Source organism: Aquimarina agarivorans (genome assembly GCF_000218485.1).
GTDB classification, from domain to species: Bacteria; Bacteroidota; Bacteroidia; order Flavobacteriales; family Flavobacteriaceae; genus Aquimarina; species Aquimarina agarivorans.
Window position 1 is genome coordinate 1 of record NZ_AFPB01000179.1, and the last position, 24,791, is coordinate 24,791.

Genomic DNA, 24,791 nt, shown 5'->3' on the forward strand with positions numbered 1-24,791 from the left:
TATAATTAAGTTAGTTTTTCTTGTTGAAGTATAAGGTTACCTTAACATTTGTTCGTTTTTTTTAATAAAAATGACGAAAAAATGTGACCTTTTTGCTTAGGAAACTTACTTTTGTAGTGTCATTCCAATACGTTTATTCGAATTAGAATGATAATATGTATAATCTTTCAGGAAAATGACCCAATGGAATTGATAATATAATGAGTATAAAAGAACAATTAAATACAAATATCCCAAAGCATGTAGCCATTATAATGGATGGTAACGGACGATGGGCAAAAAATAAAGGTCTTTTACGTGTTTTAGGACATGAAAGTGGTACAAAAACAGTAAATAGAGTTGTGGATGCTTGTCGCGATCTAGGGATATCGTATTTAACTTTGTATGCATTTTCAACAGAAAACTGGAACCGACCAAAATTGGAAGTGGATGCATTAATGCGTTTACTTGTTAAATCGTTAAAAAGAGAATTATCTAATTTTATTGAAGGTGGCATTCGTTTAAATGTTATAGGTAATATAAATGCATTACCTAAAAAGGCGAAAGAAGAACTACTATCGGTAATGGAAAAAACAAAAAAGCTAGATACAGTAGTGTTAACATTGGCATTAAGTTATGGTTCTAGAGAAGAACTTGTAAATACTGTCCAAGAAATAGCTGAAAAAGCAAAAAATAATTTAATTTCGCCACATTTAATAACCGAGGACGTTATTAAGAAGCATTTATATACGTATGATATTCCTGATGTCGACTTATTAATTCGTACAAGCGGGGAGCAACGTATAAGTAATTTTTTATTGTGGCAAATAGCTTACGCAGAATTGTATTTTACGCCAGTATTATGGCCTGATTTTAAAGAAGAAGATCTGTATAAAGCATTGTTAAATTATCAACAAAGAGAACGACGATTTGGAAAAACGAGTGAGCAGCTTAGCTAAAATAGTATTGAACTCAACCTCTATTCAGTATGTAATTACCTTATTTTTTATTTTAAGTTTCGGGCAGGCTTACAGTCAGGCTGACGCAGCATTTGAAACAAGTAAAAAATATATTCTAGGAAAAATTAAAGTTACAGGATCTACTACGTACAACGAGCAAACTATTATTACATACACTGGTTTAAGAACAGGTCAGGAAATTTACTTGCCCGGTGACAAAATTAGTAAAACCATAAAAAAATTATGGGAATTGGGTTTATTTAAAAATATCAATTTTTATATTACTAAAGTAGAAGATGGAGTTGCTGATATTGAATTAAATATCCAACAAGTTCCCGTGTTAAAAGAAGTACGTATTGAGGGGGTTACTAAATCAAAAAATCAGGAGTTCATTAAAGATAATAACCTGAATAAAGGAGTAAAAGTAACTGATAATTTAACTACTACTACTAAAAACTATATCCGTCGTAACTATCAGGAAAAAGGATTTTTAAACGCTAAAGTACTTGTAAATGTTACTGAGGTAAAAGATACTACAGAAACTAATGAAGTAAATATGTTGGTTCGCGTAGACAAAGGGGAACGTGTAAAAGTGAATGATATTTTGGTTGAGGGAAATGATAAATTTTCAGATGCTAAAATCAAAAAATTGTTGAAAAAGACAAAAAAGAAAGTGCCATTTCGTTTTTGGAAACGTTCAAAATATATTGCCGAAGATTACAAGGAAGACAAAAAGAAAATCATTGAAAAATACAAAGAAAAAGGGTATCGTGATGCGCGTATTGTTGGCGATTCTATAATAAAAAAAGACGACAATACTATTGATTTGAAATTAACCGTTGAGGAAGGAAGACGTTATTATTTTGGAGATATTAGTATTATAGGAAATAGTGTATTTACAGATGAACAAATAGCACGTAAATTAATACTTAAAAAAGGAGATGTGTATAACGGTGTTTTGCTTGATAAGCGTATAGCTGATAATACCAAGCCCGATGCTGATGATATTACTAATTTATATCAAAATAATGGATATTTCTTTTCAAGGATAAATCCAGTTGAGGTAAATGTTAAAAATGATACTATTGATTTTGAACTGCGTATTATTGAGGGTAAACTCACTCGTTTTGATAATATTACAGTAACTGGAAACGACAAAACAAATGACCATGTTGTTCATCGTAATTTGCGTACCAGACCAGGAGAAATTTTCAGTAAAGAAAAAATTATAAGAACATTAAGAGAGCTTGGGCAAACTACTTTTTTTGATACAGAACAGTTAACACCAAATATCAAAAACCCTGATCCAAATTCCGGGACTGTTGATGTTGAATATTCGGTAGTTGAAAAAGGAGCTAGTCAATTTGAATTACAAGGAGGATTTGGAGCTACTGGTTTTATTGGAACTTTAGGACTTCGTTTTAATAATTTTTCTATTGGAAATATTTTTAATAAAGAATCGTATCGCCCACTACCTTCAGGAGACGGACAAAGTTTAGCTATTCGTGCGCAAGCAGCACAAAATTCAAGAAGATACAGTTTGTCGTTTGTAGAGCCATGGTTAGGAGGAAAACGACCATATCAATTGTCAGTATCATTTTCGCACATCAAGCAATTTCAGTTCAATTTTCAAACGCGTGAAGTGGATAAGAATCAAAGCTTTTTGTTAACTGGGGGTAGTATTGGTATAGCTAAACGTTTACGATGGCCAGATGATTATTTTACCCTATCGCAAGCTATTGGATTCAGGCATTATAATTTAAATAATTTCGGATTTCGTTCATTTTCTTTCGATAACGGGAACGCGAATGATCTGACTTACACGTTTGGTTTAAGTAGGGATAACACCAGTATTAGTCCAATTTTTCCAGTAGCAGGTTCAAAATTTTCATTTACAGCTAAAGCCAGTTTACCATATTCATGGTTTGGCAACACTGATTGGAAGGCATTAAGAGATGAAAGAGGGCAGTTAATAGCATCTCAACAGCAATTAGCACAATCTGGTGCAGCATCTCAAGTTGTCAATAATCGTATTGCCGAAATTGATCAGGAACGTTTTAAGTTTTTAGAATATTATAAACTAAAGTTTGCTGGTGATTGGTATACAAGCCTACCAAAAAAATTAGTACTACGCTCAGCTTTTGAATTTGGTTTCCTTGGCGCCTATAATCAAGATAGGGGGGTAATACCATTTGAACGCTTTCAATTGGGAGGAAGTGGTCTTGGAGGAAACAACGGCTTAGCTTCAATTGAAAATGTAGCACTTCGTGGATATCCTGATGGAAGAGTATTTTCGCAAGCCACAGTAATTGGAAACAACCAAACCACTGATGCACTGGCAGGTTCAACAATATTCAATAAATATACCTTAGAGCTAAGGTATCCTGTAAGTTTAAAACCTGCAGCAACAATTTATGCGTTGGCTTTTATTGAAGGTGGAGCAGCTTATGACAATTTTAGACAATTTAATCCGTTTGAATTAAACCGTTCGGCAGGAGCAGGTGTGCGTATATTTATGCCAGCATTTGGCTTGTTAGGTATTGATTTTGCTTGGGGATTTGATTCTTTACCAGGCGAAACAAGGCCACACGGACAGGAAGTACATTTTATTTTAGGGCAACAATTTTAATTTGTGGCACGATTATTTCAATTAATAAAAGAGAGATACTGATGCGTATAAAAATTTTATCAATAGTAGCATGTTTTTTAAGCGTTGCTACATTTGCACAAAAAGGAGTAAGAATTGGGTATATTGATATGGATTACATTTTGGACAATGTAGCAGAATATGGAGAAGCCCAAGGCCAATTGGATAAAAAAGTTCAAGACTGGAAAACTGAAATAGAACTTAGACAAAGTGAAGTTGAAGATATGAAAGTAGCATTATCCAACGAAAAAGTATTACTAACAAAAGAATTGATTGAGGAGCGGGAAGAAGACATTCGTTTTAAGGAAAAAGAAATAATTGATTATCAACAGCAGCATTTTGGACCTCAAGGATATTTAGTTCGTCAAAAAGAACGCTTGGTAAAGCCAATTCAGGATCAGGTTTTTAATGCGGTGCAAACTATTGCTGAAACAAAAAGATACGATTTTATTTTTGATAAATCAGCAGATGTTGTAATGTTGTACTCCGCTGATCGATATGACATAAGTGATTTAGTATTACGTAACATAACAAGAGCGGCAAAACGTACTCAAGCGCAGTCAAAAGCTGAAAAAAGAAAGATAGAAAATGATGAAGGAAATACTATTGCGCAGGATAAAGAGCTACAAGCCCGTAAGCAAGAGCAAGAAGCAAAGCAGAAAGAAAGAGAGCGTTTGATTGCCGAGAAAAAAGCGGAAAGAGATAAATTAAGACAACAAAAAATTAAGGAGTACGAGGAGCGTCGAAATAAATTGTTAGCAGTAAGAAAAAAGAAACGCGATTCGTTACAGGCCTTAAAAAAAAGTAAATAAATTTAAAACAGAAACAAGTATTAATTCAAATTAGTAAAATGAAACAAATAAAAACACTTTTAGTAGCAGTTGCTTTGATTTTTGGAATGAGTAATGTAGCAAGTGCACAATCTAAAGTTGCTCACATAGCATCTCAAGAATTAGTGAATATTATGCCAGAATATAAAGCTGCTATGGGCGAGCTTGAAAAATTACAAAAAACTTACGATGCCGAATTCAAAACCATGGCGACTGAGTTGCAAAATAAAGTAAAGCTTTATACCCAAGAAGAGAAAACAAAAACTCAGGAAGAAAATTTAAAAAGAGCGCAAGAAGTACAGGGAATTGAAAAGTCAGTTGCTGAATACCGTCAAAAAGCGTTAAAAGATTTGCAAACTAAAGAGGTTGAATTATTAAAACCAGTAATTGAAAAAGCAAGAACTACAGTGCAAAAAGTTGCACGTGAAAAAGGATATAACTATGTGTTAGATTCTACTACAGGTACTGGAGTAATTATGGCTGACGGGTATGATTTAATGAATGATGTTAAAAGTGCATTAGGTATTCAGTAGCCAGTAATAAAAAAAATAAATTTAAAAGGTTGTTCTAATTGAACAACCTTTTTTTTGTAATTTAAATTTAAAAATATTGTCAACAACTGGTTCCAATTTTAAATTTCTTAAATAAAAATTAGATCTTGTTAGGATGAGAAAGAAGCTATTAAAGTAAGCCCAGATATTAGTATTATTTAAAAGATCTACTCTAAATGGAAATTTAGTATTGATCATGGTTTTTTTTTATTTTCAGATGAAAATCAAACGCAATATGAGTTTCGCTTTTTTTTCGATTTACTGAAAATTCGTATTGCGTAGTTATCAGCTTAGTTTAAATTAGGAATCGTCGAATATGCTAAGCTAGTATAGTTATGCTCTAAGCGTTGAAAGATAAATGGCTTTGGTTAAATTTTTTTGAAAGGAATAATGGGCATGTAAACGAGACAGATGTGAAATTTTATAGGTAAATGTCATATCATATAAGACGAAGTGGTAAATTACAAAGGATGTTTTGTTCCAGTAAATTCATGTGATCAATAATTTGAATATAACAGATCCTTATAAAAAACTAAAGTAAATAAACTGTTGGTAGTGTATAACTTGTAAAATTGGAAGTATAAAAGCTTTTAATTTTAATTGAAAAGGTAAGAATATATGGAATCAGATGATTTTGAAACAAGAGTAATTTTTGAGTATTAAAAATAAGATTAAATAATATAATGAAAGAACCTATTGGTGTTTTTGATTCAGGGATTGGCGGAACCTCTATACTCAAAGAATTAGTAAAACTGTTGCCTAATGAAAATATCATTTATTTGGCTGATAGTGCCAATGCACCGTACGGGCAAAAAAACCCAGAACAAATTGTAGCCTTATGTAAAAAAAATGTGTCGTTTTTACTGAAAAAAGGATGCAAATTAATTGTGGTTGCTTGTAATACGGCTACTACTAATGCAATATCAGAGCTTAGGAGTAGTTACTCGGTACCTTTTGTAGGAATTGAGCCAGCAATAAAACCAGCTGCGCTAGGAACTAAAACTAAAGCTATTGGCATATTAGCCACAAAAGGAACGTTGAGTAGCGCATTATTTGCAAAAGCGTCCGATAGTTACGGGCAAAATACCGAAATTATTGAAGTAATAGGAAAAGGCCTGGTAGAATATATTGAGGCAGGTGATTTTGATAATCCCAATTTAGAGATTTTGCTAAAAAAATACATTCAGCCTATGATACATAATCACGTGGACTATTTAGTGTTAGGTTGTAGTCATTATCCTTTTTTAGTCCCATTACTGACTAAAATTTTACCTCAGAATGTTAAAATAATTGATTCAGGAGCTGCAGTGGCTAGACAAACACGTGTTGTTTTGAAGAAGAAGTGCATTGCGAATACTTCAAATAAAGTAGGTGAAATAATGTTTTATACTAACAGTAAGGCAAATACATTAGCGGAAATAGTTAAAAATCACTTTAAAAACTATAAAATTGAGGCTATTAAAACCTATACATCGTAGTAAATTACTTACTATTATAAATTTTAACATTTTAAAATTCGTTTAAATGCAAAAATAATCGCTATATTGCACCATGCTTAGTAAGGAACTGGGTGTTAGTAACTTAATATTTGTGATTATGAAATCAATTTTATTTGTTTTGTTTTTAGGCTTTGGAATGTCAGCATTTGCAGCAAACACAGCTACTAAGAATCATTTGTCTCTTGAGTTGAATACGGTGATTTTGAAAGATGATTTTCTTCAAAAGGCAAATAAATCAGATAAAAATGAAGTTACTTACCAATCTTACTATGCATTTGAATGGTTGTATAGAGATTCCCCCTTTATAAAAAAGCTAATCGTATTAGCTTAAGTTAAATTAGTGAAGTTAGTTTGTGAGTAAGCCCGTAAGTTTTACGGGCTTTTTTGTACTATTAATTTACCAACGCAAAGATTTTAAAAAGTCTATTTATTAACTTTGTATAAAGTTTAAATAACAATGAAAAAATATAGCATAAAAGTTGTACCTACTTCACATGATAGCATTATCAAATTTGAGGCAAATTACTTTTTAACACAACATATAAGTTACGAGTTTGAAAATATTGAAGAAGCTAAAATTTCTCCATTGGCGCAACAATTGTTTCATTTGCCTTTTGTTAAGCAAATTTTTATTGCACAAAACTTTGTAGCTATTAATAAATATGATATTGTTGAATGGGCTGATGTGCAAAGAGAGGTTGCAGCTCAAATAGAAGCGTATTTAAATGAAGGAAGGTCTGTTATTGAAGCTGCAGATGCGGCTCCAAAAAAAGTACCTGTTACCGTGTATGCGGAAAGTACACCAAATCCTTCGGTGCAAAAATTTGTAGCAAATAAAAAATTAGTACTTCAAACTTTAGAATTCAAAAATATAGATGAAGCCATAAATGCACCCTTGCCTACAGCTTTGTTTAATTTTCCATTTGTTAAGGAGGTGTTTTTAGATGATAATTACGTTTCCATTACCAAATATGAACGAGTGGAGTGGAATGACATTTCAAATGAAATTCGTGAATTTTTACGAGACTACCTGGAGCAAGGAAAGGATGTGGTAGATGAAGCGTATTTTAAAAATTCAGCTTCTACAGAAGCTACATCGGTAGACAACAATGCATCACCTTCGGTAATGGATGAAAATCTGGATGAAGTTTCAAAGCAAATCATTACAATTATTGATGAGTATGTTAAGCCTGCGGTAGCCAGCGATGGTGGAAATATTCAATTTCAGGAGTACGATCCTTCTACCCAAAAGGTAGCGGTTATATTACAAGGAGCATGCAGCGGATGCCCATCTTCTACTTTTACATTAAAAAATGGAATCGAAAATATGCTGAAAGAAATGTTGCCTGGAAAAATAGCTTCAGTAGAAGCTATAAATGGCTAAACTATTGTTGTGGTTAAAATTTTTGTGATATGAACTTGTTATAGCGTAATTATTGTCATACTTTTAATTATTAATCAATTATTTTATTAATTCTTTTAAAAATATAAAAAATTATGGCAGTATTAAAAGTTATTGAAGTTTTAGCAAACTCAGATAAAAGTTGGGAAGATGCAACACGTAAGGCAGTAAAACACGCCTCAAAATCAGTAAAAAATATTCGTTCAGTTTATGTGAATGAACAAAATGCCACAGTTGATGATGATGGTGAGGTTAAAGAATTCAGAGTAAATGTTAAAATTACTTTTGAAGTAAAATAAAGCCAAGGTCGTATTCAAGTGGTTAGTATCAAAAAAATTTTTACTAGCAAATTGAGTAAGTAAATGGTATATAACATTTCTTATTTGAAATAATATTTAGTTAACTTATAGTATTTTTCAAATAATATAAAAGCATACTGACTATGTCAGTATGCTTTTATATTTTTATATCTTATTCTAAATAAAGAAATCTATGTTAGTACGATTTTTTTTAGCTGCTATTTGTTTAGGAATACTTGTTAGCTGCAATTCTCAAAAAGATACAACTATGGAAAAGCATGAGTTTACCAATGATTTAATTCATGAAACCAGCCCTTATTTATTACAACATGCTCATAATCCTGTCAATTGGAAAGCTTGGCATCCAGAAACGTTGAATGAAGCCAAAGAAAAGAAAAAACTACTACTAATAAGCGTTGGTTATGCTGCATGTCATTGGTGCCATGTAATGGAACACGAAAGTTTTGAGGATTCTACCGTTGCTGCTGTAATGAATACTAATTTTGTTAACATAAAAATAGACCGCGAAGAGCGTCCAGATATTGATCAAGTATATATGAGCGCGGTACAATTAATGACTGGACGCGGTGGTTGGCCGCTCAATGTCATAGCGCTACCCGATGGTAGGCCTGTGTGGGGCGGTACTTATTTTCCTAAAGATGAATGGATGGGAGCATTAAAGCAAATTCAAAAAATTTACGAGGATAATCCAGCTAAATTGGAAGAATATGCTACAAAATTGACCGAAGGTATCCAGTCCGTTAGTTTAGTAAAGCCAAATCCTAATACACTTATATTTGAAAAAGATACTATAGAAAATGCAGTAGCTAATTGGGCAAAAAAGTTTGATTATAAAAAAGGGGGGCTAGATTATGCGCCTAAATTTATGATGCCTAATAACTATCATTTTTTGCTGCGTTACGCGCATCAAAGTGCTAATGAGAAATTAAAAGAATACGTAATTACTACATTAAATCAAATATCCTACGGAGGAGTTTATGATCATGTTGGGGGGGGATTTGCAAGGTATTCTACCGATGAAAAATGGCACGTACCTCATTTTGAAAAAATGTTATATGACAATGCGCAGTTAGTGAGCTTATATTCTGATGCTTATTTAATTACTAAAAACGACTGGTATAAGCAAGTAGTTTATGAAACTTTAGATTTTGTAGCGCGGGAATTGACAAACGATGAGGGGGCATTTTATTCTTCACTTGATGCAGATAGTTTAACCCCGTCAGGAAAACTAGAGGAAGGGGCTTTCTATGTATGGCAAAAGCCCGCATTGGAAACTGCTTTAGGGGAAGACTTTCCGCTTTTTAAAGACTATTATAATATCAATACATACGGCTTATGGGAGCATAATAATTATGTGCTGATAAGGAAGGAAAGTGATGCTAATTTTGTTGAAAAGCATGAAATGGAAATGGATGCCTTCTTGCAAAAGCAAAAAAAGTGGAAACAATTATTGCTAGGCATACGCTCAAAAAGAGAGCGCCCACGTTTGGATGATAAAACACTAACCTCATGGAACGCGCTAATGCTTAAAGGATATGCTGATGCCTATCGTGTTTTTGATAATGCTAAATTTTTGAAAGCAGCCTTAGCTAATGCTGAGTTTATTAAGACCAAGCAATTGAAAGGGAGTGGACAATTAATGCATAACTATAAAAACGGAAAAAGTACTATAAATGGTTACTTGGAAGATTATGCCGCTACTATTGAGGCATTTATTGCATTATATCAGGTAACTTTTGATCAACAATGGTTGGATTTATCCAAAAAAATGATCGATTACGTACATACTCACTTTTATGATAGTGCAAGCGAAATGTACTTTTTTACCTCTGATGAAGACGCAGCGTTGGTTACTCGTAATATAGAATCATCGGATAATGTTATTCCGGCCTCAAATTCCATTATGGCTAAAAATCTGTACCACTTGTCTCATTACTATTCTAATAAAGATTATTTAGTACGTTCACGTAAAATGCTGCACAATATCCAAACAAACATTACTGAATATCCAAGTGGTTATTCCAACTGGTTGGATTTAATGCTAAATTTTACTGATGATTTTTATGAAGTAGTTATTATTGGCGCTGCTGCAGAAGAAAAACGGGTGGCTGTACAGCAAAAATATTATCCAAATAAAATTATGGCAGGTAGCGCTACAGCATCCACTCAGCCGTTGTTGCTTAATAGATTTAGTGATACTGACACGCATATTTTTATTTGTGTAAATAATGCGTGTAAATATCCAGTAACAGAGGTGTCGGAAGCTTTTAATTTGTTGAATGAAAAGTAGTTGTTGAAAGATAAGAAAATCATTAATTAAAAATTAATAGTATCGTAATATTAGCGTTAAATATTTTAGGATTTGAGTCGTTTGAAAGTTGTAATTAACTATATATTTGACCTAAAAACTCAATTATGATACAAATGATGCCTTTTTCTAATTTTTCACTTTTTGGATATGAAATCAGTAAGGAAACAATTGACAAACTAGTAGTATCAACAATGAGTTATCTACCAAAAATTGTAGCCGCATTGCTTATTTTAGTTTTAGGTTTATGGGTTATAAAATTTATAAATAAGGTAATCCGTAAGTTTTTTGCACGCAAGGACTACGATATTACTTTGGAAAAGTTTATTGCCGACTTAATTAATTGGGGGCTTAAAGTAATGCTGTTTATAATGGTTATTACGCAACTTGGGGTGCAATCCAGTTCGTTATTAGCTATTTTAGGAGCCGCTGGTTTGGCAATAGGTTTGGCATTGCAAGGCTCGCTTTCCAATTTCGCAGGAGGTGTTTTGATATTACTGTTTAAGCCTTTTAAAGTGGGGGATTTTATTGAAGCTCAAGGGCAAATGGGAACGGTAAAATCAATTTCAATTTTTACCACAATTTTAAATACTCCAGGAAATCAACAAGCCATTATTCCTAACGGAAAGCTTTCAAATGATACTATAAAAAACTTTAATGCTGAGCCTACACGTCGTAATTTTATGACCATTGGAGTTTCTTATGATAGTGATATCAAAAAAGCAAAAGATATATTATTGGATATTGTAACATCGCATGAGTTTACCTTAAAAGAACCAGCTCCTGAGGTAGTAGTGGCTAATTTAGGTGATAGTTCGGTGGATTTATCGTTGCGATTTTCAGCAGAAAATACAAATTACTGGAAACTTAATTTTTACGTTTTGGAAGAAGCTAAAGCAAGGCTGGAGGCTAATGATATTTCTATTCCATTTCCTCAACGTGATATTCATGTGTACAACCAAGCATAATCATGGTATTACAACGTATTTTCAATTTTGGAGTAGCGTTTATTGTTGTTGTATTGCTTTTTTCGTGTAATACAAACAAGGATAAATTTTTACTTACTAAAGATATAACCCTATTAAAGCAAAATTTTTCTGAGAAAGTCACTTATGAGAATTTTGTAAAAGATACTATTGGTCAAATTAAAAATAATGGTAGTGAAGTTAAATTTATTGAAGTATCTAAATTTACGGATAGCCTTTCGATAAGTTATTTGAATAAGCAAAATAAAGCAGTGCATCATTTTTATAAAATTAATAATGATGCAGCTGCTATTTATAAGTCTACTACGTATATCGTTTTGAAACCAGAAAGAAAGTTGGGAGGGCATCAGCTCAATAAGTTGCTGTCACATATGGAATACCATTTGATTCAAACTGAGAAAAGTGCTGATTTTATGGGGAACTATATAACGAATACTAACTGTGTGGCGAATATTTACAATTTTAAAGGGTGCACGGAAAGTAAATTGACACTAAATAGTAACGTTCAGAAGAAATATGATTTTACTACGGCTGATACAAGTTATTCTGTAAAATTGGTAGATTTTTTACTGCAAAATTATTCGTTTTCAAAATTTGAGAAATTATGGAGTCAGGATTTCAGTAATTTTGAGTCTATTTATAAAAAAACATTAAAACAAGTAAAAATGGACTATGATGCTTCCTTACTGCCGTGTAGTAGTTAGATGCTTGACTGGGCATAAAAAAATACACGTCAGAAGTAGGTAATTGTTAATGCAATAAACGTTAAAAACAACTATCTTAGCGACTCTTATTTATGAAGGTAGTAGAGCAAATAAAAGCCCCAATTTTAAATGAAATGGAAACTTTTGAACAAAAGTTTTCAAATTCAATGAGTTCCAAGGTGGCTTTGCTCAATCGAATTACACATTATATTGTTAACAGAAAAGGAAAGCAAATGCGACCTATGTTTGTTTTTTTAGTAGCAAAAATGCTTTCTGAAAACAAAATGGTTAACGAACGTACTTTTCGCGGAGCCTCTGTAATCGAATTAATACATACAGCTACGCTAGTGCATGATGATGTAGTGGATGATTCTAACATGCGGCGTGGTTTTTTTTCAATAAATGCTTTATGGAAAAATAAGATAGCTGTTTTAGTAGGAGACTACTTACTTTCAAAAGGATTACTGCTTTCTATTGATAATGAAGATTTTGACTTGCTTAAAATCATTTCAGTGGCCGTGCGTGAAATGAGCGAAGGTGAATTGTTGCAAATAGAAAAAGCAAGAAAGTTGGATATTTCAGAAGATGTATACTATGATATCATACGTCAAAAAACAGCTACCTTAATTGCAGCATGTTGTAGTTTGGGGGCGGCATCAGTTCAACCAAATACTGAGCATGTTGAAAAAATGCGCAAGTTTGGGGAGCTGATAGGAATGGCATTCCAAATTAAAGATGATTTGTTTGATTATGGGGATACGGCTATTGGTAAACCGACGGGAATTGATATTAAGGAACAAAAAATGACTTTACCTTTAATACACGCCCTAAATAAAGCGGATAGTAAGGATAGGAATTGGCTTATTAATTCGGTTAAAAATCATAATAAAAATAAACTTCGCGTTAAGCAAGTGATCCAAAAAGTAAAAGATTTGGGCGGGCTAGAATATGCGGAATCAAAGATGCTTTATTTTAAAAAAGAAGCATTGCAGATGCTGCAACAATATGCCAACTCAGATTATAGGGATGCACTTGAATTGATGGTTAATTACGTTATTGATCGTAAGAAATAATAGTACATTTTGATTGCAAAAGAAACCATAAATGCTGTTTATGAAGCTGCTCGTTTGGAGGAAGTGATAGGGGATTATGTGCAGCTAAAAAAAGCAGGGAGTAACTTTAAGGGACTAAGTCCTTTTTCGGATGAAAAGTCTCCTTCATTTATGGTGTCTCCGGTAAAGCAAATTTGGAAAGACTTTAGTAGCGGGAAAGGAGGGAATGTAATTGCTTTTTTAATGGAGCATGAGCATTACAATTATCCGGAGGCGATTAAACATTTGGCAAAACGTTACGGGATTGAAATTCAGGAAACGGAACAGTCGGATGAGCAAAAGCAACAAGCTAGCGAAAGAGAAAGCATGTATTTAGTGAGTGATTACGCTAATATTTACTTTCAGGAGCAATTACATAAAACGGAAACTGGAAAAGCAATTGCATTAACCTATTTTAAAGAGCGTGGCTTTACCATTGAAACTATAGAAAAATTTCAACTAGGATATTCCCCTGATGCCTGGGATGCATTTACCAAAACCGCAATTAGTAAAGGCTACTTGCTCAAATATTTAGAAAGTACGGGTTTAAGTATCGTAAAAGAACAAAAACAATTTGATCGATTTAAAGGTCGAGTCATGTTTCCGATTCATTCCATGTCGGGTAGGGTGCTTGGATTTGGAGGTCGTTTGTTGGTTAACAAAGCTAAAGCAGCAAAGTATTTAAACTCTCCTGAGAGTGATATTTACCACAAAAGCAAAGTGCTTTACGGTATTTATTTTGCTAAACAAGCCATTACAAAGAAGAATAATTGCTATTTAGTAGAGGGGTATACGGACGTTATTCAATTTCATCAAACAGGTATCACTAACGTAGTTTCGTCATCAGGTACGGCATTAACTTCGGATCAAATCCGATTAATTAATCGATTATCACCTAATATTACAGTGTTATTTGACGGTGATGCGGCAGGTATGCGCGCTGCTATACGGGGAATTGACCTTATTTTAGAGCAGGGCATGAATGTACGCGTGTGTACGTTTCCTGATGGAGAAGATCCAGATAGTTTTGCAAAAAAGCATACTAAAGAAAGTCTTCAAGCTTATTTAAACGAGCATCAGCAGGATTTTATACGTTTTAAGGCAAGTTTATTACAAGAAGAAGCAGCTAATGACCCAATTAAAAAGGCGGAACTGATCCGCAATATGGTTGCGAGTATAGCCAAAATTCCTGATGTAATAAAGCACGAGGTGTATGTAAGGGAGTGTGCATCGATAATGCAAATTTCGGAAGGAGTTTTGTTTACGACTCTGGCTCAACTTTTAGCAGCTGCGGAAAAAGAAAATATTAAAAAGGCAAAACAACAAGCAGCAAGGGATGTAAGTAAGTTAGCTAAAGCCAAAACTCCTCCAGGGGTAGATCCCAATGAACCTCCAATGGAAGTGTTTTTAAATAATATGGAGTCTGCTGAAACTCAAACTAAAGTAAATGTGCTGTTTCGGTTAGAGCGTTCTATTATTGGGATTTTATTACTTTATGGGCAGGAAGAAGAGGTGTTTACGGAGTTAATTTACCAACGTAATGAAGATGAGGAGTTGGAAATTGTTCCAGTAGAGCAGACTAAAAAGGTGTACCAAAAAATATTTTTGGATTTGCAAATGGATGAAATTGAATTTACGCATCCTAGTTTTCAAAAAGTATATGGAATTTTAATTGAAAGCTTGAATTCCGAAGATCAGTTTAGGATCGATATGTTTTTGCAAATGTTAACGCCAGAACTTTCCTCGGAAATTACTGATATTTTAATGGAAGAAGAAAAATACGCTTTAGATGATTGGGAGCGTAACGAAATATATGTAAAGCAAAAAAAGACAAGTATAGTTCAGTACGTAAACGATGTCATCTTAAATTTAAGAAGACAACTAGTCGATCTTAAAATTCTGGATTTAATGAATGGTATAAAAAATAAAACACCCGATTCAAAATCTGATATTCAAGAGGACTTGTCAGAAGTCATTGAATATCAAAATTTAAAACGAGTGATTTCGGAAAAATTAAATCGAGTGATTTAATTTAGCAAATGTGTAAAATTCGTGATTGATGGATTAAGTCGGCAAGGTTGTCAACTTTTAATTTTTTTAACAGTCTAGTTTTGTAAGTACTTACTGTTTTTTCGTTGATATCTAATTTATTAGCAATTTCTTTGTTTCTTCTGCCAGCTGATAGTAAGTTCAATACTTCCACCTCTCTTGTAGATAACTTTTTAAATGTGTTAAATTGTGAACCTCTATAACTTCTGTTATTTAATTGGTCACTTAATCTTTCGTTTAAGTAAATACCTCCACGAGCAACTCTATCAAAAGCAAATTTTAAAGTTTCAATAGATGCTGTTTTACACAAGTACGCTGAAGCCCCAGATTTAATTGTACTTAATGCATAAATTTCTTCAGGCTGATGACTAAAAACAAAAACCTTAACCCCTTTAAATCTATTTTTTATTTCCTTGATGGTCTGGAGTCCATTTGAATTTGGTAAATCCAATTCCAAAAAAACAATATTCGGCATTTCCTTCCTTATCACTTTAAACAAATTCTTTCCATCTATAAGTGCAGGTAATAATCGAACATCGTTTGCATTGTTGAATAATGCCTCTAAAATCCCTTTACGAGTTATTGGGTGATGATCTGCTACTAATACTTTCATAACAATTTTTATTGATGATTGTGACTGATTTTGTGTGATGTAAAACTATTGAGAAAAGCAATTGAAAAAAGTTTTTACACCCAAGTTTCGATAAAAAGACATTATTTTAGGTCAAGAGGTATATTACAGACAGGAATTGGCTGCATTTTATGCTGGTTTACCGTATTTAGTCGGTGGTAAATTTTAAAAACTTCCTGTTTTCTGCCAGAAAAATCGTCAAAATGCTTACCAGCATCTTGCTGGGTCATTGCCCATTCAAGTTCATCATAACTAGCGCCAATTTGATCCTCATCACTTCGGCTATCACCAAAAAGTCCATCAGTGGGAGCTGCATTTTGGATGGATTCAGGAACATTTAATGCTGCGGCAAGTTCATAAACTTCGCTTTTCATTAAATCGGCAATTGGGCTTAAATCTACACCACCATCTCCGTATTTTGTGTAAAATCCAACGCCAAAATCTTCTACTTTATTTCCAGTTCCAGCTACTAAGTAGCCGTACAAACCGGCAAAATAATATAGCGTAGTCATACGAATTCTTGCTCGGGTATTGGCTAATGAAAGGTCAAGTTGAGCACTTGGTGAAACATCCGGAACTTGTTTTTTAAGCCCTTCAAATACAGGTGTTAAGTCAACACGTTCGTTACTTACGTTAGCAAATCGCTGCTTTAACTGGGTGATATGTTCCTGAGCACGAGTAACTTGGATTTCGGCTTGGTGGATTGGCATTTCCACACAAATCGTACTCAGCCCAGTCTTTGCACATAGTGTGGAGGTTAATGCACTGTCAATTCCACCGCTAACCCCAACAACAAACCCTTTAATGTTTGCGTTTGTAGCATAATCTTTTAACCAGTCTACAATGTGATCAATTACTTTTTCAGTTTTCATTAGGTTATTATTTTATCAGGATATGTTATTGCAAAAATTACTTTATTGAATTTCGGTTTAAACTATAATTTTTTTCAAAAAGAAAAGTTCATTTTCATAAAAGTAACGAAAAAGAGACATTAAATAAAGTGTACTATTAATGTTTGTTTATTTTTGTGAAATGTATATGATGAAGTATCCAATTTTTTTCAAACTATTTCTATTAAGTTTAGGAAATCTGTTTTTTTTTAGCTGCAAAAATGGCTATCAAATACCTGCAGAAATTTCTTCAATTGACGTTGAAGTTAGTATCGAGCGTTTTGATCAGGATTTTATGAATTTAAATGAAAATAAGCTAGTTACTCTAAAAAAAACTTACCCGTTTTTATTTCCTACAGGTTTTGAGGATAAATTCTGGTTAAAAAAATCTAAAGACACTTTACAGCAGGAATTAGTAAGAGAGGTAAAAAATGTATTTCCAGACCTTAACAATTTAAAATCTGATTTAACTTTATTTTATAAACATTTAATCTATTATTATCCATCGATAAAAGTTCCAAGGATTGTTACTTTAATTTCAGATGTAGATTATAAAAACAACATTATACTCCGAAAAGAGTTGCTTTTACTATCGTTAGATACTTATTTAGGAAAGGAACATTACTTTTATGAGGATATTTCGAAATATATAAAAGATGATTTTGAGCCATCACAGCTTTTACCAAACATAGCCATGGCTTACGCCAGAAAAGTGATACCAAGAGCAGATGGACGCGATTTATTAAGTCAGATGATTTTATTTGGGAAGCGAAGGTTGCTATTGCATAAACTACTACCAAAAGAAGATTTAAATACTATTTTGGGGTATACCGAAAATGAAATGAATTGGCTTAAAGAAAATGAAGCATTTATTTGGCGCTATTTTATAGAAAAAGAAATGCTTTTTAATACTGATAAGGATTTATTACCACGTTTCATATATCCTGCTCCATTTTCTAAATTTTATCTAACCATAGATCAACAAGCGCCAGATAGGGTTGGAGAATATATAGGTTACCAAATAGTTCTTGCATTCATGGAAGAGAACAATGTATCTTTGCAGCAACTTATGGAAATAGACAGCAAAACTATTTTTGAAAAGTCCAGATACAAACCAAAAAAATAATCAATTTACAATGGCAGTTAAGCATACTTCTGAAATAAAAATTAAAGTAGGACTTGATGAAAATAAAGTGCCTGAAGCGCTTTCATGGACAGCTCAAGATGGTGGCGTTACTAATGAAAAGGCAAAAGCCTTTATGCTTTCAGTTTGGGATTCTAAAGCTAAGGAAAGCCTGCGAATTGATTTATGGACTAAAGATATGCCTGTCGATGAAATGAAACTTTTTTTTCATCAAACACTAGTAGCAATGACGGATACTTATCAGCGTGCTACCCAAGATGTAAAAATGGCAGAAACCATGAAAGATTTTACAGATTATTTTGCGGATAAATTGGACTTAAAAAAGTAAACTTACTTATGGATAGTTTGCTGTTTGTATACAAAGCTTCTTCTGATTTTTGGAGTAAAAAAATAGATTTAGCGCATAAAATTTTAAGTCCAAATACTTATGCATGTAGTCTTTGCGCATTAACTCACGGTAACTTTGGCGAAACGGATAATTGGAAATCATTTAGTGCATCAGCAAAATTACCAATGGAATTTATTTACAAGGATGAATTTGAAAAACGTTTTCTAAATAAAAATATAACCTATCCAGTTATTTTTTCCATGAATAAAGGTAAAACTAAATTAGTGGAGGTAATTTCTTCGGATGCATTAGCTAAATTAAACACTGTTGAAGAACTTATTTTTAAGCTTCAAAGTATATGAATTCATTGCAATAGGTTATTTTTCTACTTCTTTCGGACGATCTTGGTTAGTATTTAATTTTATGTATTTGACTTATTACCGTTTCTGAAGTTAAATTTCCCATTTATAACGGTTCTCTTTTGTTTGATATTTTAAATTGGACACCATATAGTAGCATAAGGTTATGCTTATGCTTTCTTGATTAAACAAAAAACGCCTAACTTTTATTTGAGTAATTTAAAATCAGAACCGTTATAATCCAATTTTCAAGTGCGATACTTTTTTAATCTATAAAACGAATCTGTAATCAAGTTAAAAGATTGGCGTCTAATTAACTATTAATAATATTCATTAATAATTCTTATTTAATTTCAAGTGGATTTTTGTTTATGTTACAAGCAAAATAATTAAATTCGAAAACGTTAAAGTAATTTTTTTAATAACTAGTACACACAATTTAACTTTATGAAAAAAATCGCAATATTATTTTTATGTATTTTTGGATATTCCTGTTCTAACGATGATAGTACGCCACCTCCTAGACAACCAAGCCCAGAGGTTATTGATTCTGGTGAGGAAAAATCAAACCCCGACCCTGAGGAAGAGGGTTCCATGACAGAACCAGAGGAAATACCTCAGCCAATACCAGAAACAGTTGAACCTATAGATGTTGTTTTTGATATTCCAACACCACCCGAGGGTAAAAAATGGGAAATTGTACCAGAACTTACAGATGAATTTAACGGCACTTTTGATACCGATAAATGGTTTAAACCTTTGTGGAATTATGGGGTTCCTGTTCAAATGGTGGCGCAAAATTCAGGAGTTTCTGATGGTAGATTATGGATTATGGCTACATTAGATAATACAAATCCTGATGGAAGATGGTTTAGAACTTCTCGAGTGCAATCCAGAGCGCAAATAAATTATCCAATGTACACGGAATCAAAAATAAAAACAGCACATATTTCTGCCTATAATACTTTTTGGTTAAATAATGGAAATATTGATGATCGTGATGAAATTGATGTCATTGAAAATAATTCAAAACCCTCTTGTAACTGTCAACCAGATTTTCCGTGGCAAATGAATTCTCAATATTTCCAGGTAAATTCAGCTGCAAGTCCTAAAGAAGTAAGGAATCATGGTAATTTTGATAATAGAGCTCTGTCAGATGCAAATCCATTAAAAGGAGTAAAGTGGAATGAGGAGTATCATGTGTTTGGTGTATGGTGGAAGGATGCCAAAAATGCACAGTTTTATTTAAATGGAGAAGAAGCTGGTAGTGTTGTGTTTGGCGAGCAGCGTTTTGACAACGAACCGTTTATTGAAGGCAGGGCGTTTACGAGAAATTTAAATATTATATGGGATTTATGGACAGTTGATCAGCCTTGGCTTGGAGGATTGCCTCCAAAATCGGACTTATCTGATAAAACTATAAATACTATGAGAGTTGATTGGATTCATACTTATAAATTAACTGATGAATAGTAATTAACACACTAGAAAATTTATTAAGGTGGTTTGTATTTTAATACGAATCACTTTTCTTTTGTGTTGTTTTTAAAATCTAAACAATACATTCGTCTCTTAAACTTCAAATTCCTAAATTTGTGTTTTAGAAATACCCTTAAAATATACCATAAAAATGTTTGATAATTTAAGCGATAAGCTGGATAAAGCACTTCATGTACTAAAAGGTCATGGTCAAATTACTGAGGTAAATGTTGCCGAAACTTTAAAAGAAGTCCGAAGAGCTTTAGTTGATGCTGATGTAAATTACAAAATAGCAAAAGAATTTACCAAACGAGTAAAAGAAAAAGCTATTGGCCAGGATGTGCTTAAAAGTTTAAAGCCAGGTCAATTAATGGTAAAATTGGTCAAGGATGAATTGACTGATTTAATGGGGGGAGATGCTGAAGGAATCAACCTTTCAGGCACGCCATCAATAATTTTAATGTCCGGTTTACAAGGTTCAGGAAAAACTACTTTTTCAGGTAAATTAGCTCAATTTCTTAAAAATAAAAAGACAAAGAAACCTTTATTAGTAGCTTGTGATGTATATCGTCCGGCGGCTATTGATCAGTTACATGTGGTTGGTGATCAAATTGGGATTGAGGTATATAGTGATAAAGAAAACAATGACCCTGTAGCATTAGCCAGAGCAGGGGTGGCGCATGCAAAAGCTAATGGTTGCAATGTGGTAATTGTTGATACCGCGGGTCGTTTAGCTGTTGATGAGCAAATGATGAATGAAATTTCTAACATTCATAAAGCCATCAATCCTTCAGAAACCTTGTTTGTGGTGGATTCCATGACAGGTCAGGATGCTGTAAATACCGCGAAAGCCTTTAACGATGTACTAAATTTTGATGGTGTCATTTTAACAAAACTAGACGGTGATACCCGAGGTGGTGCGGCACTTTCAATTAAATCCGTGGTTAATAAGCCAATTAAATTTATTGGTACGGGCGAAAAAATGGAAGCGATTGATATTTTTTATCCATCGCGTATGGCGGATCGTATTTTAGGAATGGGGGATGTTGTGTCCCTTGTTGAAAAAGCACAGGAGCAGTTTGACGAAGAGGAAGCCAGAAAACTTCAGAAAAAAATAGCCAAAAACCAGTTCGGTTTTGATGATTTTTTAAGTCAGATACAGCAGATCAAGAAAATGGGGAACATCAAGGATTTGATGGGAATGATTCCTGGTATGGGAAAAATGGTGAAGGACGTTGATGTAGATGATGATGCTTTTAAACATATTGAAGCTATTATACACTCCATGACGCCAGAAGAACGAGCAAATCCACAATTGATAAATGCCAGCAGAAAAAAACGTATTGGAAAAGGGTCCGGAACATCAATTCAGCAAGTAAACCAATTATTGAAGCAGTTTAACCAAATGGGTAAAATGATGAAAATGATGCAAGGTGGAGGCGGTAAACGCATGATGCAGATGATGCAGGGAATGAAGTAAGGATTAACTTTTTAAATAGAATATAAATAAAACTACATTAATGGAAATACTAGACGGGAAGAAAATAAGTAGTGATATTAAAGATGAAATTGCTGTTGAAGTAGCCCAATTAAAAGCAAAAGGAGAAAAAGTGCCTCATTTAGCTGCTGTAATTGTGGGTAACGATGGTGCTAGTAAAACCTATGTTGGAGCTAAAGTTAAGGCATGTAATTTCGTAGGTTTTGAGTCTACTTTAATAGAGTTCCCTGAAGATACAACAGAAGCTGAATTGTTAGCCAAAATAGAGGAGTTAAATACTAATGATGTAATTGATGGTTATATAGTGCAGTTACCATTACCTAAACATATTGACGAGCATAAAGTTTTGCTAGCTGTGGATGCTACTAAGGATGTGGATGGTTTTCATCCTGTTAATGTTGGTAGAATGGCTTTGGAATTACCCACTTTTTTGCCAGCTACTCCTTATGGAATAATGGAGTTGTTAGAGCGTTATAATGTGCCCACCCTTGGTAAAAATGTAGTGGTTATAGGAAGATCACATATCGTAGGGCGACCTATGAGTATTTTAATGAGTCAGCGAAGAGCTGCTGGGGATGCTACGGTTACTGTTGCGCATTCTAAAACAGAAAATTTAAAAGAACTTACTCTAAATGCTGATATTATTGTAGTTGCTTTGGGAGTTGCTGAATTCTTAAAAGGAGATATGATTAAGGAAGGGGTTACCATTATTGATGTTGGAATCACGCGTATAGAAGATGCTTCTAAGAAAAGAGGTTTTCGTTTAGCAGGTGATGTGGATTACGAATCTGTAGCACCTAAGTCGTCGTTTATAACACCTGTTCCTGGTGGAGTAGGGCCAATGACCATTGCCATGTTGTTAAAAAATACCTTGTTGGCAAGATCGCGTCATATGGAAAACGAAAAGTAAAGCTTCTGTATAAATATAAAGTATAAAAAATGCGCTCAACTTTTAAAGCTTAACGCATTTTTTTGTGAGAATGAGCTATTAAGCATCAATATTTGCGTAAATAGCATTCTTTTCAATAAATTCTCTACGAGGTGGAACTTCGTCTCCCATAAGCATCGAGAATACTCTGTCAGCCTCTGTCATAGATTCTATAGTTACTTGACGCATAGTTCTAAATTCAGGATTCATAGTGGTGTCCCAAAGTTGTTCTGCGTTCATTTCACCAAGACCTTTATAACGTTGGATTTTTGAGTTTTCACCGTATTCTTTTACTAAAATATCGCGTTGATCATCATTCCAAGCATATTGTTTTTTAGCTCCTTTTTTAACCAAGTATAACGGTGGCGCAGCAATATATACATAGCCTTGCTCAATAAGCTCTTTCATGTACCTGAAAAAGAAGGTTAAAATTAAAGTTGCAATGTGACTACCATCAACATCGGCATCACACATAATTACTACTTTATGGTAACGTAATTTGGTCAAGTTTAAGGCTTTGCTGTCTTCTTCTGTTCCAATAGAAACTCCTAGAGCAGTAAATATATTTCGAATTTCTTCGTTTTCAAAAACCTTGTGTTGCATGGCTTTTTCAACATTTAAAATTTTACCACGTAGGGGTAAAATAGCCTGAAAATTTCGATCTCTACCTTGTTTAGCTGTTCCACCTGCAGAATCTCCCTCTACAAGGAATATTTCACACTCAGCTGGATCGGTTTCAGAACAATCAGATAATTTTCCAGGCAAACCACCAATACTCATTACGGTTTTACGTTGTACCATTTCACGTGCTTTTTTGGCAGCATGGCGGGCTTGAGCGGCAAGAATAACCTTTTGTATGATGGTTTTAGCATCCGCTGGATTTTCTTCAAGGTAGTTTTCTAACATTTCAGAAACAGCTTGAGAAACAGCAGAAGTTACCTCTCGATTACCTAATTTAGTTTTTGTTTGTCCTTCAAATTGTGGTTCTTGGACTTTAACAGAAATGATAGCGGTTAAACCTTCTCTAAAATCGTCTCCAGCAATTTCAAATTTTAACTTATCTAATAATCCAGAATTATCAGCAAATTTCTTTAAGGTAGAGGTTAATCCTCTTCGGAAACCAGAAAGATGCGTTCCTCCTTCGTGGGTATTAATGTTATTTACATAGGAATGTAAATTTTCGGCATATGAATCGTTGTAGATCATAGCTACTTCAACAGGGATATCATTCTTTTCGCCTTCCATGGCAATAACATGCCCTATAATAGGATTTCTTGAAGCATCAAGAAAGCTTACGAATTCTTTTAATCCTTCATTAGAATGAAAAGTTTCAGAAATAAACTCTCCTTTATCATCGGTATTACGTGCATCGGTTAAGGTAATGGTGATTCCTTTGTTAAGGTAGGCCAATTCACGCATTCTGCTAGCAAGTGTATCGTAATTATACTCTACAGTTTGCTGAAAAATAGATCTGTCTGGTAAAAAGGTAACAATTGTTCCATTTTTATCAGTATCACCAGTTGATTTTACAGGGTATACGGCTTTTCCTCTTTCGTATTCTTGTTCCCAAACTTTACCTTCGCGGAAAACCGTGGCGTGTAAATGGTCTGATAGTGCATTTACACAGGAAACTCCAACTCCGTGAAGTCCACCAGATACTTTATAAGAATCTTTATCAAATTTACCACCGGCTCCAATTTTAGTCATTACTACCTCCAAGGCAGAAACACCTTCTTTTTTGTGCAATCCAACAGGGATACCACGTCCATTATCGGTTACGGTAACCGAATTGTTTTCATTTATAGTTACAGTAATTACATCGCAATGACCTGCTAAAGCTTCATCGATGGAATTATCAACTACCTCATATACTAAATGGTGCAAACCACGTACACCTACATCACCAATATACATGGAAGGACGCATACGTACATGCTCCATTCCTTCAAGTGCCTGAATACTATCGGCTGAATAGCCCTGTTTAGCTTCTTCGCTCATAATTTTACTTGTTTTACAAATACTATATTCAAATATAGTTAACTAAGACAGGAGTTTTAAGAGGGGTGGGTCTAAGTTATTAACACTATTAAGGTTAATAATTAAAAGTTGCTAAAAAGAGGTTTAAATGGTCTTAAAAGGTGTTTTGTTCCTTTTTTGAAGTGAATAAAAATGAGTGATAAGAGGAAAGTCCTTAAAAAAGGCTTAAAAC

At 33.6% G+C, this 24,791-nt stretch carries 22 protein-coding genes; 19 read left to right on the forward strand and 3 right to left on the reverse strand.

Annotated features, from left to right (window positions below):
- The first annotated feature begins 200 nt into the window (after positions 1-200).
- The 13 genes from uppS (at position 201) to dnaG (ending at position 15,307) form a co-directional block, all read left to right on the forward strand.
- Positions 201-938, forward strand: a complete 738-nt coding sequence (uppS, locus tag GMC_RS0117090) for an undecaprenyl pyrophosphate synthase (RefSeq protein WP_010523301.1) — start codon at positions 201-203, stop codon at positions 936-938.
- Positions 910-3,567, forward strand: a complete 2,658-nt coding sequence (locus GMC_RS0117095; RefSeq protein ID WP_010523302.1) for a BamA/OMP85 family outer membrane protein — start codon at positions 910-912, stop codon at positions 3,565-3,567. The genes uppS and GMC_RS0117095 overlap by 29 nt, the downstream gene beginning before the upstream one ends.
- Positions 3,568-3,608: 41 nt before the next feature.
- The gene (locus tag GMC_RS0117100; RefSeq protein WP_010523303.1) at positions 3,609-4,397 is read left to right on the forward strand and encodes an OmpH/Skp family outer membrane protein; all 789 of its coding nucleotides are present in this window, start codon (positions 3,609-3,611) and stop codon (positions 4,395-4,397) included.
- Positions 4,398-4,435: 38 nt separating this feature from the next.
- Entirely contained in the window at positions 4,436-4,948 is a 513-nt protein-coding gene (locus GMC_RS0117105; RefSeq protein ID WP_010523304.1) for an OmpH/Skp family outer membrane protein, read from the forward strand.
- A gap of 701 nt (positions 4,949-5,649) precedes the next feature.
- The gene (gene murI / locus GMC_RS0117115) at positions 5,650-6,444 is read left to right on the forward strand and encodes a glutamate racemase (RefSeq protein ID WP_010523305.1); all 795 of its coding nucleotides are present in this window, start codon (positions 5,650-5,652) and stop codon (positions 6,442-6,444) included.
- Between the two features lie 118 nt (positions 6,445-6,562).
- Positions 6,563-6,796, forward strand: coding sequence for a hypothetical protein (locus tag GMC_RS0117120; protein ID WP_138940667.1), 234 nt, complete (start codon positions 6,563-6,565; stop codon positions 6,794-6,796).
- A gap of 126 nt (positions 6,797-6,922) precedes the next feature.
- Positions 6,923-7,849, forward strand: a complete 927-nt coding sequence (locus GMC_RS0117125; RefSeq protein ID WP_010523307.1) for a NifU family protein — start codon at positions 6,923-6,925, stop codon at positions 7,847-7,849.
- A gap of 113 nt (positions 7,850-7,962) precedes the next feature.
- On the forward strand, positions 7,963-8,166 hold the full coding sequence (locus GMC_RS0117130) for a dodecin family protein (protein WP_010523308.1): 204 nt from the start codon (positions 7,963-7,965) through the stop codon (positions 8,164-8,166).
- Between the two features lie 193 nt (positions 8,167-8,359).
- The gene (locus GMC_RS0117135; RefSeq protein ID WP_010523309.1) at positions 8,360-10,477 is read left to right on the forward strand and encodes a thioredoxin domain-containing protein; all 2,118 of its coding nucleotides are present in this window, start codon (positions 8,360-8,362) and stop codon (positions 10,475-10,477) included.
- A gap of 125 nt (positions 10,478-10,602) precedes the next feature.
- Positions 10,603-11,463 carry a mechanosensitive ion channel family protein gene (locus tag GMC_RS0117140; RefSeq protein WP_010523310.1) on the forward strand — a complete coding sequence of 287 codons (861 nt, stop codon included), beginning with the start codon at positions 10,603-10,605 and terminating at the stop codon, positions 11,461-11,463.
- 2 nt (positions 11,464-11,465) lie between these two features.
- The gene (locus tag GMC_RS0117145) at positions 11,466-12,185 is read left to right on the forward strand and encodes a hypothetical protein (protein ID WP_010523311.1); all 720 of its coding nucleotides are present in this window, start codon (positions 11,466-11,468) and stop codon (positions 12,183-12,185) included.
- 92 nt (positions 12,186-12,277) lie between these two features.
- Entirely contained in the window at positions 12,278-13,258 is a 981-nt protein-coding gene (locus GMC_RS0117150) for a polyprenyl synthetase family protein (RefSeq protein WP_010523312.1), read from the forward strand.
- A gap of 9 nt (positions 13,259-13,267) precedes the next feature.
- Entirely contained in the window at positions 13,268-15,307 is a 2,040-nt protein-coding gene (dnaG, locus tag GMC_RS0117155) for a DNA primase (RefSeq protein ID WP_010523313.1), read from the forward strand.
- A gap of 1 nt (position 15,308) precedes the next feature.
- On the opposite strand, the gene GMC_RS0117160 is transcribed toward dnaG, so the two are convergent.
- Both GMC_RS0117160 and nadE read right to left on the reverse strand, forming a co-directional pair.
- On the reverse strand, positions 15,309-15,938 hold the full coding sequence (locus GMC_RS0117160) for a LuxR C-terminal-related transcriptional regulator (protein WP_010523314.1): 630 nt from the start codon (positions 15,936-15,938) through the stop codon (positions 15,309-15,311).
- Between the two features lie 101 nt (positions 15,939-16,039).
- Entirely contained in the window at positions 16,040-16,828 is a 789-nt protein-coding gene (gene nadE, locus GMC_RS0117165; RefSeq protein ID WP_010523315.1) for an NAD(+) synthase, read from the reverse strand.
- 169 nt (positions 16,829-16,997) lie between these two features.
- Between nadE and gldB the strand changes: the two genes are divergently transcribed.
- The 6 genes from gldB to GMC_RS0117195 all read left to right on the forward strand — a co-directional run bounded on the left by gldB (position 16,998) and on the right by GMC_RS0117195 (position 22,564).
- The gene (gene gldB / locus GMC_RS0117170; RefSeq protein WP_029489879.1) at positions 16,998-17,972 is read left to right on the forward strand and encodes a gliding motility lipoprotein GldB; all 975 of its coding nucleotides are present in this window, start codon (positions 16,998-17,000) and stop codon (positions 17,970-17,972) included.
- Positions 17,973-17,982: 10 nt separating this feature from the next.
- Positions 17,983-18,318 carry a gliding motility protein GldC gene (gene gldC / locus GMC_RS0117175; RefSeq protein ID WP_010523317.1) on the forward strand — a complete coding sequence of 112 codons (336 nt, stop codon included), beginning with the start codon at positions 17,983-17,985 and terminating at the stop codon, positions 18,316-18,318.
- A gap of 8 nt (positions 18,319-18,326) precedes the next feature.
- Entirely contained in the window at positions 18,327-18,680 is a 354-nt protein-coding gene (locus GMC_RS0117180) for a hypothetical protein (RefSeq protein ID WP_010523318.1), read from the forward strand.
- Positions 18,681-19,124: 444 nt separating this feature from the next.
- On the forward strand, positions 19,125-20,150 hold the full coding sequence (locus tag GMC_RS0117185; protein ID WP_010523319.1) for a LamG domain-containing protein: 1,026 nt from the start codon (positions 19,125-19,127) through the stop codon (positions 20,148-20,150).
- A 157-nt stretch (positions 20,151-20,307) separates the two neighbouring features.
- Positions 20,308-21,636 carry a signal recognition particle protein gene (ffh, locus tag GMC_RS0117190; RefSeq protein WP_010523320.1) on the forward strand — a complete coding sequence of 443 codons (1,329 nt, stop codon included), beginning with the start codon at positions 20,308-20,310 and terminating at the stop codon, positions 21,634-21,636.
- 40 nt (positions 21,637-21,676) lie between these two features.
- Entirely contained in the window at positions 21,677-22,564 is an 888-nt protein-coding gene (locus tag GMC_RS0117195) for a bifunctional 5,10-methylenetetrahydrofolate dehydrogenase/5,10-methenyltetrahydrofolate cyclohydrolase (protein WP_010523321.1), read from the forward strand.
- Positions 22,565-22,642: 78 nt separating this feature from the next.
- Here the strand turns inward: GMC_RS0117195 and gyrB are convergent, their stop codons facing one another.
- On the reverse strand, positions 22,643-24,580 hold the full coding sequence (gene gyrB, locus GMC_RS0117200) for a DNA topoisomerase (ATP-hydrolyzing) subunit B (protein WP_010523322.1): 1,938 nt from the start codon (positions 24,578-24,580) through the stop codon (positions 22,643-22,645).
- Between the last annotated feature and the right edge of the window lie 211 nt (positions 24,581-24,791).